The organism is Colwellia sp. RSH04, assembly GCF_003545765.1.
Taxonomy (GTDB): Bacteria; Pseudomonadota; Gammaproteobacteria; order Enterobacterales; family Alteromonadaceae; genus Colwellia.
This window is the reverse complement of record NZ_QXIO01000011.1, coordinates 40,357-53,431: the sequence shown is the minus strand read 5'-3', so window position 1 is coordinate 53,431 and position 13,075 is coordinate 40,357. Positions and strand designations below refer to the sequence as shown.

Genomic DNA, 13,075 nt, shown 5'->3' with positions numbered 1-13,075 from the left:
CCAACAAGCGCAGAATAAAGATTGTTAATCGGTTCACTGCCGCACAGGCAGCTTAGAAAGCATTGATATAAACACCCGCATCAATATCAACGTTCACTGCCGCACAGGCAGCTTAGAAATAACAGGTTAGGAACAAGTGACACTGTATTTGGTTCACTGCCGCACAGGCAGCTTAGAAAACTACAAATATGACGGCGTTTGTTGGCGAGTTGTTCACTGCCGCACAGGCAGCTTAGAAAGCAATCAACAAAAGCCTGAACGATTAGTTCGTGTTCACTGCCGCACAGGCAGCTTAGAAATTATGGTAATGCTCGATGATTATGAAGTTAAAGTTCACTGCCGCACAGGCAGCTTAGAAATAAAGCGGCTAACGCAGTTCCAACTAAGCCAAGTTCACTGCCGCACAGGCAGCTTAGAAATTTACGCACAACGCTTATAGAGGAGTGTAGAAGTTCACTGCCGCACAGGCAGCTTAGAAATCTTGTTCGTGCTTAAGGATTAATTATGCCTCGTTCACTGCCGCACAGGCAGCTTAGAAAGCAATAGTTAAGATACCAAAACCGACTTTAGCGTTCACTGCCGCACAGGCAGCTTAGAAATTAAAGGAGTTGAGCTACAGCACCAGATTGAAGTTCACTGCCGCACAGGCAGCTTAGAAAATTAAAGAGCATAATAAAAACCAAGATGCGATGTTCACTGCCGCAGTTATTATTTATTGCTCATGTCTAAGGCAGTAGTGTCTTTTACAAGCCTATGCAGTTTTACAACATTCAAGAGTGTTAGTGTTAATTCATGTAGACATATTCATTGGCTTTTGTGCTTTCGTCGCTTATGCTAACTATCATGTTTAGCCCACTAATAAGGGCAGTGTTTTTTTAATCAAGAGGTGAAGTATATGGATAAAGCATTACAAACGATGATTGAAAATATGCCAGTAAAAACAGGTAAAAAATTAGAAGATTGGCTAGAAATATTAAAAACGAAAAGTTTTGAAAAACATTCCTTAGCAGTTAAGTTTTTGAAAACCGAGTATGGAGTGACACATGGGTTTGCAAATACAATCGTCACCTTGTCAAAAGAAAAAAGTGACAGTCCTGAAGATTTAGTTTTAAATCAATACAGCGGCAAAGAATCATTAAAACCAATTTATGATTTGCTACTTTCTGTTGTGGAAAACTTAGGAGCAGATATTGTCATTTCCCCAAAGAAGGGGAGTGTCAGTTTAATTCGAAAAAACCAATTTGCTTTAATAAAACCAGCAACTAAAAAAAGAATAGATCTAGGTTTGAAGCTTAAAGGGGTAGAAGTGCAAGGTCGCCTAGAGCACTCTGGTCCATTTGGTACTATGTGTACTCATAGAATACAGCTGCAAAATGTATCTGATGTTGATGAAGAAGTGATTAATTGGTTGTCAAAAGCTTACGACTACTCAGTATAATCAAAGCGTAATAATTATATTTAAGGTAGGTATTTGTTAGTTTGAGGAATGATAAGTTGTATAACAAAAATGGTTTTACATTAATTGAGTTAATCGTAGTTATCGTTATATTAGGGATTTTAGCCGTAACAGCAATACCAAAATTTATTGATTTATCGGATGAGGCTGAAGAGGCTGTATTTGTTGGTATTGCATCTGCTTTTAAAAGTGGAGTAAATCAAGTCCATATCGCTTGGATAATCCGTGGTAAAAATAAAGCCGTACAGAATTTTATAAAGATATCAGATCCTCTTGCTGGGGGCGATTTAAGCGTAAATAGTGCAGGTTATCCAGCAGATACCAGAGGTGTTAGCTTAACGTTAAACAGTGAGAATGATTGTTTAGACGTTTGGCGAGCGGTTCTTGACTCACAAGATGCTTTGGTGGAAGGTGATTCTTCAAGCGATTTCGAAGCAACATATAATGGCGGGAATACTTGTACTTACATTTTTAATAAGCAAGTTAATTTAACGGTAGATTATGACTCTAATAGCGGTGAGGTAATAATCAATCATTAAGGTGACGATAAACTTGTAAGTTGCCTAAACCACCTTGAAACATTTTGCTTAATAACTCTTTGTTGATTGTCTTTTATTTATTTTGGGGTAACTTTAAATCTTGGCAAGATAATAGCTATAAAAGCGTATGAATATAGTGTTTAAAAAAAGCTAAATGGTTTGCTATGAGCTTAAGCAGAAGTAAACTATTGAGCGAAAAATCTTTATTATTTACAATAGCGTACTTTTATTTAAATTTGAGTCAAAATTATGAACGACACTACATCTCAACCTAATTTACCTGACCGACTTTCTGGAAATCCTCGTAGTCCGCATTATGTAGCCGAAATCTTTGAGCACAATGTTGGTATTCGGTTAAACGGAAAAGAGCGTACTGATGTTGAAGAATATTGTATTAGTGAAGGCTGGATAAAAATACCGTCACCTAAGTCTCTAGATCGTCGAGGACAGCCAATGTTAATTAAACTAAAAGGAAAGGTTGAAGCTTTTTATAGCTAACTTTACTTTATCTGAGTTGACTTAATTTAATTTAACTTAACTTGATTTTAGTCGAGAATTAGCAACCTCCCAAGCGGAATAAATTATATTTGATATTCCGCTTTTTTATATGTTTTTTAAGCAATTATCTGTTTCTGTATTTTCGATATCACCGTTTCTGGCATGTTAGTAAAATGTTTTTTTAGTTAACCTTCTTTGTTATTCCCTTTAGTTACTCCCCTTTAGTTATTCTCATATGATCTAAGTGCGAAAATTCTTCGTATAAACTATTAACACGTATAAAGAGTATTTAGTTTGTATAACCTTATTGGCTTTAATATAAATTGGTTTGGTTTAGTGATGTGGGGGAATGCATTTATTCCCTGCGCTGCTTTATTGATTTGCCTGCATATTATTTATTTTTCTAAGGTTAAAAACGAGCTGTTATTAATAGCAGTTATCACTGTGATTGGCGTTATTATTGATTCTGCATTGCAGTGGTATAGCATCTTTATATTTAAGGAACATGAATACATTCCTCTTTGGTTGGTTGTGCTTTGGATTAGTTTCGCCGCAACTATCTGTCATAGTTTACAGTTTCTCAAGTCTTCTATAACCCTGCAGTTTTTGGTGGGTGCTTTGATTGCCCCGTTAAGTTATGTCGCAGGTTATCAGCTCGAAGCGGTAGAGTTTGGTTTGCCCAAGGTGATTACTTACGCTTATCTTGGTTTGATTTGGAGTGTATTAATGGTTTTTATTTTTTATTTAAAGAGTTATTTAATAAAAGAGGAAAGAGATAATGCTTAAAAAAATTTCAGTTATTTTTGTACTAAGTTTGACATTTTTTACTGCGTTTCAAACTAACAGTTCAGAAAGTAGACTGGTTTTTAATCTGAATAATGTTATTGAAAAGGAACGTTTTATTGAAACAGGGCAAACTACCTTCTCTTTGTTATTTTGGGATCTTTATACCAGTAAGTTAATGACGACATCAGGCAATTATCCTATAGGCAAAGATAGCGATAAGTTGATATTTCAAATTCAATATTTAGCAGATATTTCTAGCAAAGATCTTATCGATAAAACCATAGAGCAATGGCAGCATATAGGTTTAGATGAAAACGATTATAAGCATTATATCAATGAACTTAACACTATTTGGCCTAACATAATGAAAGGTGACAGCCTTGCATTGCTAATGGAGAAAGATAAAAGTTTATTTTACTTTAATAATCAGTTTGTTGGGCTTGTTGATGATCCTAATTTTGGTCAATTATTTATTGATATATGGTTATCGGAGAAAACAAGTCAGCCTTCTCTTAGAGATGAGTTATTAGGAGGGGTTGCTGATGAATAACTTAACTAAAGTAGTATTCATATCATTATTTATACCATTTATCTTTAGTTGCTCTACCGATATAAATGAGTATCAACCTTCAGGTAAAGCGTTTGATATAAAAAGCTATTTCAATGGTAATGTTATTGCTTGGGGAATGGTGCAAGATTATAACAAAAAAGTGAGCAGACGTTTTTGTGTGGAAATAATAGGTCAGTGGCAAGGCAATGAAGGTAAACTTGCTGAAACGTTTTATTTTGATGATGGTGAAATGAGTTATAGAAACTGGCAATTAATTAAGCAAGATAATGGTGAGTATTTAGGAACAGCAGAAGATGTGAAGGGTACAGCTATAGGAAAACATAGCGGCTTTGCTTTTCAATTTCAGTATGACTTATTGCTGACATTAGATGATGATGTTTATCAAGTTTCGATGGATGATTGGATGTACCAAATAGACGACCATCGAGTAATGAATAAAACCTCAATGTCTAAGTTTGGTATTAAATTAGCTGATATCACACTATTTTTTGATAAAGAGCAAAGTGACGCTAAGTGTTCTAAAACATTTAGCTAACACATGCTATTTACTTTTTAGGCTTAGGTTCAGTTAGCAAATCACTTAACGCGCTTTCTAGGTTTTCAAAGGCAAAGCTATAGTCATTATCTATTAGTTTTTTCGGGATAATATTTTGTCCAAAAAGAAGCAAATCTGACATTTCACCAAAGAGTGTTTTAACCACAAATGATGGCATATCCATAAAACAAGGCCTTTTTAGCGTAGTCGCTAAGGTTGATGAAAACTCTTCATTAGATACCGCATTAGGAGACGTCATATTAATAGGTCCATTTAAGGTGTCGTTATTAATGATATGAACTATGCCACTCACCATGTCATCAATATGTATCCAAGACATCATTTGTGTCCCTTTCCCTATATTACCGCCAAGACCAAATTTAAATGGGGTGAGCATTTTCTTTAATGCCCCTCCTTGTGTTGATAAAACAATCCCCGTTCTTATTACTGACACTCTCGTTTTTTCGCTTTGTGCATTCAAAGCAATGTGTTCCCATTGCTCACAAACAGTATTAGAAAATTCCTCATTAAATTGGCTGAAACTTTCATCGATTGGGGAATTATTTTGTCTGCCATATATACCAATTGCACTACCTGAAATGAATATAGTTGGAGGGTTTTGCGTTTGTTGCATTAGAGACACTAATGTTTGAGTAATATGCCATCGGCTATTGCATACTAGTTGTTTTTGATTTTTAGACCAGCGCTTGTCTGCAATAGGCTCACCAGCTAAGTTAATCACAACATCACTTGATTCAATTACCGCTAATGATAATTTTTCTATGTATGTAATATTTTTATTACCACTTGCATTAGCTTTATTAATATCTCGTGTAAGCACCGTAATGTTAGCTTTCTCATCAGATGGGCTTGTCATTAATCTGGTTATTAGTTGACGTCCTATAAGGCCTGTTCCGCCGGTAATAAGGTAATTCATAACATTTCCTTTTTTTTGTATAACTCAGTATATACGTTCACTTTTTCTGAAAAGTTCACTCTAAAAATTATAATTTTTATTTAATATTTTTTTTGATCCTTTTAATTTTTGAGGACGTAAGTTCAGGTGTAACTAATTAAAGAGGGTAGCAAAGTGAGATATTTTAAAGTTTTAAGTGTAATAACACTGAGTATGGTTTTTTTACAAGGTTGTAATGATGACGATGATAAAACAACCCCCATTGAGGAGCCTGCAGCACCTACAGTAACAACAATTGTAGACGCTGCTGTAAGTAATGGTAGTTTTACAACGCTAGTTGCAGCACTTCAAGCAACAGGTTTAGATTCGACGTTAGCAGATACTAGTCAGTCTTATACGGTTTTCGCCCCTACTGATGCAGCGTTTGCTTTATTAGGTCAAGACACTATCGATGCACTTTTAGCTGACACCGATACCTTATCAGACATTCTTACTTACCATGTAATTAGTGGTGAAGTGAACGCTGCAACAGCTATTGGTTTAGCAGGTACTAAAGCGGCTATGGTAAATGGCGATGAAATTGCTCTATCATTAGATGGTGATAGTTTATTGGTTAATACCGCTACCGTAACGGCAACGGACATTCAAACAGATAACGGCATTATTCATGTTATTGATGCTGTGTTATTGCCGCCAGAAGATATGGTAGAGCCAATGTACAATATTGTTGATACTGCCGTTGCAAGTGGCGATTTCACTACGTTAGTTGCTGCATTGCAAGCAACAGGCTTAGATGCTGTATTAGCTGACGAAAGCGAAACATACACGGTTTTTGCACCAACAGATGCTGCATTTGCAATGATTGGTGAAGAAACAATTAACACACTATTAGCAAATACTGATGTGTTATCAAGCATCCTTTTACAACATGTTGTAGCGGGCAGCGCTGTTGATTCAGTTACCGCTTATAGCTTAAATGGTGCAATGGTAGAAACCGCTTCTATGGCGTCTGTGTTATTAAAAATTAATAGCATGACCGACATGCTAATGTTTGGTGGTGCTAATATTCAAGTAAAAGATATCTACACAACTAACGGCATTATTCATGTCATTGATGCGGTAATTGTTGGTGATGTTGAAATTCCTTCAAATTCGATGAGCTTAGTTGATGTTGCAGTAAACAACGGTAACTTTACTACCTTAGCTGCGGCATTACAGGCGACAGGTTTGGATACCGTACTAGCTGATTTAGATTCAGACTATACTGTATTTGCTCCTACTGATGCTGCCTTTGCTAAATTACCAGAAGGCACAGTAGAAGGTTTAACCACAGAGCAGCTTGCAAGCGTATTGTTGTACCACGTAATCCCTGGAAAAGTCATGTCAGATGGTGCTATTACATTAGCTCAGTCAGATATGAACATGGCTGAAACAGCTAACGGTACTAAAGTATCACTATCATTTGTTGACTCTACATTATTCATCAATGGCGCTAAAGTAAGTACTGCTGATGTAATGGCCGATAACGGTGTAATTCATGTGGTTGATAACGTGATTTTACCACCGTCTTCTGTTGACATGACTTCTCAATCAATTGTCGATGTTGCTTTAGCAGACCCTGATAACTTTTCTACTTTAGTTGCCGCTCTATCAGCAGCTGACCTTGTTTCAACATTAGCTGATGAAACAGCAACCTTTACAGTATTTGCTCCAACGAATGCTGCTTTTGAAAAAATTGATTCAGATGCTTTATCAGCATTACTTGCTGACTCAGCTGCGTTAACAAATGTTTTACTATCACATGTTGTAAGTGGTGCTTCGTTATCTGCATTAGATGCTTATGCAGCAAATGGTAAATCTATTACAACAGCTTCTGGCAACCAAGTGGAAATCACTGTTGATGAAACTACCGGCATGTTAATGATTGGTGGTGCTAATGTGACGGTTACTAACATTCAAACGAGTAACGGTACAATCCACGTTATTGACACTGTGATTCTTGACTAAGTTTACAAAACAAGCTCGCTAAGCACATTGCCCCTTTTTAGGGGCTTTTTTCATTTTTCATTGATCAAAAAAGTGCTTTTGTTCGTATAAATAACTATGAAAGACATTATTAAATCATCAAGCAAAGCAATTAAAATACCTATTTTTCCTCTGGCAATTTTTTTATTACCAGAGGGCAAAGTTAGGTTACGAATTTTTGAAGCTAAATATTTAAAAATGATTAGTATCGCTTCAAATGGGCAAGGATTTGTCATTAAATTACCTAAAGACTCACAAAAAAACTCATCTGCTACTTGGGGAAGTCTTGTTAAAACCGAAGACTTTAACCAAGGAGAAGATGGTATTTTAGAAGTTGATGTAAAATGTTTATCGCTAGTAAAGATAAACGATGTAAGTATGAATTCAGACGGATTACAATTTTGTAATACGAAGGTTTTCCCTCACTGGTCACAGCAACAATATAGCCAACATCAGGTCGCAGAACACTTGGCTGATATGCTAGCAGGCATTATGAGCGAAGATACTATGTTAAAGCATTTATACTCGCGCCAATTGACACAAGACCCTGCATGGATTGTTGCAAGGTGGTTAGAGTTGTTGCCAGTTAGCCTAGCAATAAAAAGTTCATTTGTTGGAAATCAAGATTTCAACCAAGCCAAAAACTTTGTTGAATCAATTATTCATAAATAAATTTAAAATAATGTGATCTTTTTTTAAATTAGCACGTATTAATGTTCAAGTTGACAATAATTGGTACTTAAAGTGATGCAAACAAATTTGCTATGCAAAGAGACAAATGCTAAATCTATTAAGATGTCAGATGAAATAGATCACCCACAGCTATGCCTTTGGTTAAAAGCTGTCTCAGAAAACAGAAATAAACAAGCATTTACTCACTTGTTTAACTTCTTTGCACCTAAAATTATCCGCATTGCCCGTAGTAAGTTTCCTAATGAAGCACAGGCAAATGAAGTCGTTCAAGAAACAATGAGCAACGTTTGGCGAAAAGCACATTTATTTAATCAAGATAAAGGTGCAGCGACTACATGGGTATATACGGTAATGCGTAATGTCACTTTTGATATGTTAAGAAAAGTGAAGGCAAACAAAGAAGATAACTTAAGTGATGATATTTGGCCGATCGCAGAAGGCTTAGTAAGTGATGATGATGCTTATGAAGATCATTTAGAAACAGAGAACTTAAAAGCCGTTATTGATAATTTGCCTGAATCTCAAAGAGAAGTTGTAAAAGGCTTCTACTTTATGGAGATGACGCAAGAGCAACTTGCCGAAAAATTAAACTTGCCCTTAGGTACAATTAAATCAAGATTACGCTTAGCATTAGCCAAGCTTAAAGTGAAGTTAGGAGAAAACCATGATTAAACATCACCCTACATTTGAGCTATTACAATCGTTTGTCAATGGTGATTTACCCGCTTCATTATCAGCAGGTATCGCAATACATGCAGACATGTGCCAAGAATGCCAACGTCAAATAAGTCAATTGACAGACCAAATCGCTGAAGCTAATTTTGAATTTGAAGCAAACTTTTTAGATCGCTTTATTATTGATGAAGAAAAAGATTTAGATGAAATCGCTACTATTGATTTTGACGACATGATTGCAGGTATTACGGCAAGTGATGAGATAGAAGTACTTAAAGAGAAAGAAGATAAATTTATCTCCTTTAATGACACTAACTACAAACTGCCCGATGCGCTACATAATATGGTTTTAGGTAAGCCAGCACAAATAGGTAAACTTTCTCGCTCACGTATTCAGCTTGATGAAGATGAAATTCATTCAAGTTTACTACATATTAAGCCTGGTGGTGGGGTGCCTGAGCATACCCATAAGGGCTTTGAGCTAACATTATTACTTGATGGTTCTTTTGAAGATGAGCAAGGTACCTATGTTAAAGGTGATTTCATTATGCTAAACAGTGAACATCAACATCACCCGGTATCTGAACATGGTTGTTTATGCTACACGGTAGCAAATGATGCTTTGCATTTTACCAAGGGAATAAATAAGTTATTAAACCCTATCGGTAGTTTTATTTATTAAGGAGTAGGTCATGATTCATGTTGTTGATAAAAAAGAATTAACTATTGGTATTAGTGCCTGTTTAGTGGGTGAAAAAGTTCGCTTTGATGCGAGTAATAAACCTTCTACCTTTTGCATGAATGAGCTAAGTGAACACGTGACTTATCAATCATTTTGCCCTGAAGTTGCCATTGGTTTACCTATACCGCGTAAAACTATTCGTTTAATCAAAAAAGACGACATGATTACAGTGTCTCAACCCGATGGTAATGGCGATGTAACAGATGCGCTGAAAGCTTATGGTAAAAAAGTGGCTAGCCTAACTAAGCACTTAAGTGGCTATATTTTTTGTGCTAAAAGTCCAAGTTGTGGCATGGAGCGTGTGAAAGTATACAGCCCAGAAGGTAATTCATTAGCTTCTACTGGCGTTGGTGCTTTTGCTCAAGAAATTATGGCTGCTAATCCATTGCTTCCTTGTGAAGAAAACGGGCGTTTAAATGATGCTCGTATTAGAGAGAATTTTGTTGCACGCGTTTATGCATACAAGCACTGGCAGAAATTAGTGGCTTCAGGCCTGACATTGCATAAATTAACAACATTTCATAGTCATTATAAATACACAGTGATGAGTCATGATTTAATTGCTTACAAAAAGTTAGGCCAATTATTAGCAAATAATGACGTTGCACTTGATGATAAAGCTTCTCAGTATATTTCTGGGTTAATGGCTGCTTTAAAAGTTATCGCGACGCGTAAAAAGCACGCTAATACTTTATCTCATATCCAAGGTTATTTTTCTAAACACTTAAATCAAATTGAACGTAAAGAGCTTAGTGAACAAATAAATGCCTACCGTGAAGGGCTTATTCCATTGATTGCACCGTTAACGTTAATTAACCATTATTTATTGCAACACCCTAAACAATATTTAGCTAACCAAGCTTATTTATCACCTTACCCTGAGCAATTAAGATTAAGATATGCGTACTAGGGAGTGTTAATCTCAGCCTGTAGCTGAAAAATATTATCAAAGGTTAATACGATCTATCGTGTTTAAAAGAGAAAGGATTTAAATGATACTTTGGTTTAGAAACGACCTAAGAACACATGACAACCCGGCCTTACAGTACTATTTAAGCCACAAGCGCTTATCAGGTACTGGTAAGGCCATTTTTTTTGTTTGTGAGCAACAATGGTTAATACATGATTGGTCAGCACGTAAAATTGACTTTATTAAAAGGCATGCATCTGCCTTAGTCGATGAATTAGCACTATTAGATATCGAGTTATCTATAGTGGAGGTTAATAACTTTGAAGAGCAAGCTCATTACCTGAAGGTGTATTGTGAGAAACATAATATAAAAGAGATTGTTGCTAATAGTGAAGTTGAATTTAATGAGCGTCAGCGTGATATTAATATTCAAGCATCGGGTATCAATTTAACCTTATTTGAGTCAGATGTCATTGTACCTAAAGGTAAGGTGTTAACAAAATCCGACACTATGTATAAAGTTTTCACGCCATTTAAACGCGCGTGGTTAGCTTATGTTAAACAGTTTGGTTTTGAATATTTAGGTAAACCCGCTCTAGTGTCAACAAATAACTCTACAGACAATGTTAAGAAAGTAAGTGACGATGAAAAAAATTCATTAACGAGTGCTTGGCCTTTATCTACAGAGTATGAAAAAGAAGCGTTACCCCGTTTTTTACAGGAAAAATTGTTAGATTATCAAGAGTATAGAGATATACCTTCGATAAAAGGCACTTCGGGTATTTCCCCTTATTTAGCGGCTGGCGCAATTAGCCCTAGGTATATTTTAAGACTGCTAATCAACCAACACCCTGATGTTTTAATTTCGCCTGACAGTAAGTCATTTTCTTGGCTAAATGAACTTATATGGCGTGAGTTTTATCGACACTTGTTATATCACGAGCCAAGACTTTGTAAGCATCAAGCATTCAATCGTAATTACAATAATATGCCTTGGCATAATGATATGGTGCTATTTGAAGCATGGAAGCAAGGTAAAACGGGGTATCCTATAGTCGATGCTGCGATGAGACAACTAAAGCATACTGGCTGGATGCATAATAGGTTACGAATGGTCGTTGCGAGCTTTTTAACAAAGCACCTATTGATTGATTGGCGCTGGGGGGAACAATACTTTATGCAGCAACTTATTGATGGTGATCTTGCTGCAAATAATGGTGGCTGGCAATGGGCTGCCAGTACCGGGTGTGATGCACAGCCTTACTTTAGAGTTTTTAACCCGATTAGACAAAGTGAGCGATTTGATCCTAACGGGGAGTTCATACGTACTTATTTACCAGAGCTAGTTAACGTGCCGGATAAGTTTATACATTTTCCACACGTTTACCTCGCTAAAGAAAATTTAAGCACCTATTGGCCAGCAATAGTTGAACATAAATTTGCAAGACAGCGAGCAATAGCATTTTTTAAGCATTAAGACGTACATGTTAAGAAGGTAAAATGGTCGCACAATCTATTAAAATCCAGCAAAACGAACATGAACAGCCAGAGTGGCTAGATAATTTTGTTAATATTTACAGTCAGCTATCGGTTGATAATTTGCATCTATTAGAAAAAATTTATCATGAAGACATTATTTTTACTGATCCAATGCATTCGTTACAAGGGTTTACTGAATTAAAGCAATATTTTGAGCACTTATATGCGAACTTATCTGCTTGTAAGTTTACTATTGTTCAAATTATCACTGAAGGTAATCAAGCGGCAATATACTGGCAAATGCGTTTTTGCCATAAGAGCCTTAATAAAGGAAAGCCAATAGAAGTGAATGGTAGTTCTCAAATACAAGGCTTAAATGATAAAGTAACGTATCACAGGGATTTCGTTGATCTTGGTGAAATGCTTTATGAGAATTTACCCTTTATTGGTCGTGTTATTCGATTGATCAAACAAAGGGCTTCAAAAAATGGCTGAGTCAAAGCACACCTTATCAAATGACTCAGTTATTTCTGAATCAAAAACGGTCTTAATTACTGGCGCGAGTTCAGGTATAGGACTTGCGCTCTATAATCATTATATTAGCTTAGGCTATAACGTTATTTGCTGCGGTCGAGACATTAGTAAATTAGAAAAACTCAATACTAATGCGCAGGCTAAGCTGGCGTTTGATGTTAATGACATTGATAGTGTTAATGAAGCAGCAAAAACGATTATAGCCATTGATATATTAATTCTAAATGCAGGAACCTGTGAATATATCGATGATGCAAAAAACTTTAACGGCCAAGCGTTTAGGAATGTTATTTCAACAAACTTACTCTCAATGGGCGTATTGTTAGAGTCTTTTTTACCTAAAGTAAAGCGTGGTGGACAACTCGCTTTTGTTAGCTCTAGTGCAACAATTTTACCTTTTCCTCGGGCTGAGGCTTACGGTGCATCTAAAGCGGGCGTAGATTATTTAGCTAACAGCTTACGTAGTGATTTAAAGAAGGATGGCATCAACGTTTGTTTAATTCATCCAGGTTTTGTTAAAACGCCTTTAACAGATAAAAATACATTTTCTATGCCTTTTATTATAACTCCAGAGCAAGCAGCAGTAAGAATCTATAAAGGGTTAAAGCAAAATAAGCAATATGTGCATTTTCCTAAAAGATTAACGTTATTGTTGAAGTTTTTATCACTTTTTCCTCAAAAATTTTCTAATTCCCTGTTAGCTAAGGACGTTTAAC

At 36.0% G+C, this 13,075-nt stretch carries 15 protein-coding genes and 1 CRISPR repeat array (1 of these 16 cut by a window edge); of the genes, 14 read left to right on the top strand and 1 reads right to left on the bottom strand.

Annotated features, from left to right (window positions below; translation table 11 throughout):
- Positions 1-659: direct repeats of the CRISPR family, unit length 28 nt; unit sequence GTTCACTGCCGCACAGGCAGCTTAGAAA; it reaches 989 nt to the left of the window's first position.
- 236 nt (positions 660-895) lie between these two features.
- The 6 genes from D1094_RS15575 (at position 896) to D1094_RS15550 (ending at position 4,385) form a co-directional block, all read left to right on the top strand.
- The gene (locus D1094_RS15575; RefSeq protein ID WP_118961036.1) at positions 896-1,438 is read left to right on the top strand and encodes a DUF4287 domain-containing protein; all 543 of its coding nucleotides are present in this window, start codon (positions 896-898) and stop codon (positions 1,436-1,438) included.
- Between the two features lie 56 nt (positions 1,439-1,494).
- On the top strand, positions 1,495-1,995 hold the full coding sequence (locus tag D1094_RS19065) for a type II secretion system protein (RefSeq protein ID WP_182440214.1): 501 nt from the start codon (positions 1,495-1,497) through the stop codon (positions 1,993-1,995).
- A 249-nt stretch (positions 1,996-2,244) separates the two neighbouring features.
- Positions 2,245-2,493 (top strand): DUF3297 family protein, encoded by a 249-nt coding sequence (locus tag D1094_RS15565; RefSeq protein ID WP_118961034.1) that lies wholly within the window; start codon positions 2,245-2,247, stop codon positions 2,491-2,493.
- 294 nt (positions 2,494-2,787) lie between these two features.
- A complete protein-coding gene (locus D1094_RS15560) occupies positions 2,788-3,279 on the top strand; it encodes a DUF2878 domain-containing protein (RefSeq protein WP_118961033.1) in 492 nt (163 codons plus the stop codon).
- Positions 3,272-3,829 carry a chalcone isomerase family protein gene (locus D1094_RS15555; RefSeq protein WP_118961032.1) on the top strand — a complete coding sequence of 186 codons (558 nt, stop codon included), beginning with the start codon at positions 3,272-3,274 and terminating at the stop codon, positions 3,827-3,829. The genes D1094_RS15560 and D1094_RS15555 overlap by 8 nt, the downstream gene beginning before the upstream one ends.
- Entirely contained in the window at positions 3,822-4,385 is a 564-nt protein-coding gene (locus D1094_RS15550) for a DUF3833 domain-containing protein (protein WP_118961031.1), read from the top strand. Before D1094_RS15555 ends, D1094_RS15550 begins: the two co-directional genes overlap by 8 nt.
- 10 nt (positions 4,386-4,395) lie before the next feature.
- On the opposite strand, the gene D1094_RS15545 is transcribed toward D1094_RS15550, so the two are convergent.
- Positions 4,396-5,322: a TIGR01777 family oxidoreductase gene (locus tag D1094_RS15545; RefSeq protein ID WP_118961030.1), complete on the bottom strand. Its 927-nt coding sequence runs from the start codon at positions 5,320-5,322 to the stop codon at positions 4,396-4,398.
- 192 nt (positions 5,323-5,514) lie between these two features.
- Between D1094_RS15545 and D1094_RS15540 the strand changes: the two genes are divergently transcribed.
- The 8 genes from D1094_RS15540 (at position 5,515) to D1094_RS15505 (ending at position 13,074) form a co-directional block, all read left to right on the top strand.
- A complete protein-coding gene (locus D1094_RS15540) occupies positions 5,515-7,308 on the top strand; it encodes a fasciclin domain-containing protein (RefSeq protein ID WP_118961029.1) in 1,794 nt (597 codons plus the stop codon).
- 96 nt (positions 7,309-7,404) lie between these two features.
- Complete coding sequence (locus D1094_RS15535) at positions 7,405-7,998, top strand: LON peptidase substrate-binding domain-containing protein (RefSeq protein WP_118961028.1); 594 nt, start codon at positions 7,405-7,407, stop codon at positions 7,996-7,998.
- A gap of 75 nt (positions 7,999-8,073) precedes the next feature.
- On the top strand, positions 8,074-8,691 hold the full coding sequence (locus D1094_RS15530) for a sigma-70 family RNA polymerase sigma factor (RefSeq protein ID WP_118961027.1): 618 nt from the start codon (positions 8,074-8,076) through the stop codon (positions 8,689-8,691).
- Entirely contained in the window at positions 8,684-9,376 is a 693-nt protein-coding gene (locus tag D1094_RS15525; RefSeq protein WP_118961026.1) for a ChrR family anti-sigma-E factor, read from the top strand. Before D1094_RS15530 ends, D1094_RS15525 begins: the two co-directional genes overlap by 8 nt.
- A gap of 10 nt (positions 9,377-9,386) precedes the next feature.
- Positions 9,387-10,346, top strand: coding sequence for a DUF523 and DUF1722 domain-containing protein (locus D1094_RS15520; RefSeq protein ID WP_118961025.1), 960 nt, complete (start codon positions 9,387-9,389; stop codon positions 10,344-10,346).
- Positions 10,347-10,428: 82 nt separating this feature from the next.
- A complete protein-coding gene (phrB, locus tag D1094_RS15515) occupies positions 10,429-11,823 on the top strand; it encodes a deoxyribodipyrimidine photo-lyase (protein WP_118961024.1) in 1,395 nt (464 codons plus the stop codon).
- A 23-nt stretch (positions 11,824-11,846) separates the two neighbouring features.
- Positions 11,847-12,320: a nuclear transport factor 2 family protein gene (locus D1094_RS15510; RefSeq protein ID WP_118961023.1), complete on the top strand. Its 474-nt coding sequence runs from the start codon at positions 11,847-11,849 to the stop codon at positions 12,318-12,320.
- A complete protein-coding gene (locus tag D1094_RS15505) occupies positions 12,313-13,074 on the top strand; it encodes an SDR family NAD(P)-dependent oxidoreductase (protein ID WP_118961022.1) in 762 nt (253 codons plus the stop codon). Before D1094_RS15510 ends, D1094_RS15505 begins: the two co-directional genes overlap by 8 nt.
- The last annotated feature ends 1 nt before the right edge of the window (position 13,075 follow it).

What these genes read in the sequence shown, in the direction of transcription:
- D1094_RS15575 (WP_118961036.1), top strand. Translation starts at nt 896, where the DNA reads ATGGATAAAGCATTACAAACGATGATTGAAAATATGCCAGTAAAAACA.
- D1094_RS15565 (WP_118961034.1), top strand. Translation starts at nt 2,245, where the DNA reads ATGAACGACACTACATCTCAACCTAATTTACCTGACCGACTTTCTGGA.
- D1094_RS15555 (WP_118961032.1), top strand. Translation starts at nt 3,272, where the DNA reads ATGCTTAAAAAAATTTCAGTTATTTTTGTACTAAGTTTGACATTTTTT.
- D1094_RS15550 (WP_118961031.1), top strand. Translation starts at nt 3,822, where the DNA reads ATGAATAACTTAACTAAAGTAGTATTCATATCATTATTTATACCATTT.
- D1094_RS15545 (WP_118961030.1), bottom strand. Translation starts at nt 5,322, where the DNA reads ATGAATTACCTTATTACCGGCGGAACAGGCCTTATAGGACGTCAACTA.
- D1094_RS15540 (WP_118961029.1), top strand. Translation starts at nt 5,515, where the DNA reads ATGGTTTTTTTACAAGGTTGTAATGATGACGATGATAAAACAACCCCC.
- D1094_RS15535 (WP_118961028.1), top strand. Translation starts at nt 7,405, where the DNA reads ATGAAAGACATTATTAAATCATCAAGCAAAGCAATTAAAATACCTATT.
- D1094_RS15530 (WP_118961027.1), top strand. Translation starts at nt 8,074, where the DNA reads ATGCAAACAAATTTGCTATGCAAAGAGACAAATGCTAAATCTATTAAG.
- D1094_RS15525 (WP_118961026.1), top strand. Translation starts at nt 8,684, where the DNA reads ATGATTAAACATCACCCTACATTTGAGCTATTACAATCGTTTGTCAAT.
- D1094_RS15520 (WP_118961025.1), top strand. Translation starts at nt 9,387, where the DNA reads ATGATTCATGTTGTTGATAAAAAAGAATTAACTATTGGTATTAGTGCC.
- phrB (WP_118961024.1), top strand. Translation starts at nt 10,429, where the DNA reads ATGATACTTTGGTTTAGAAACGACCTAAGAACACATGACAACCCGGCC.
- D1094_RS15510 (WP_118961023.1), top strand. Translation starts at nt 11,847, where the DNA reads ATGGTCGCACAATCTATTAAAATCCAGCAAAACGAACATGAACAGCCA.
- D1094_RS15505 (WP_118961022.1), top strand. Translation starts at nt 12,313, where the DNA reads ATGGCTGAGTCAAAGCACACCTTATCAAATGACTCAGTTATTTCTGAA.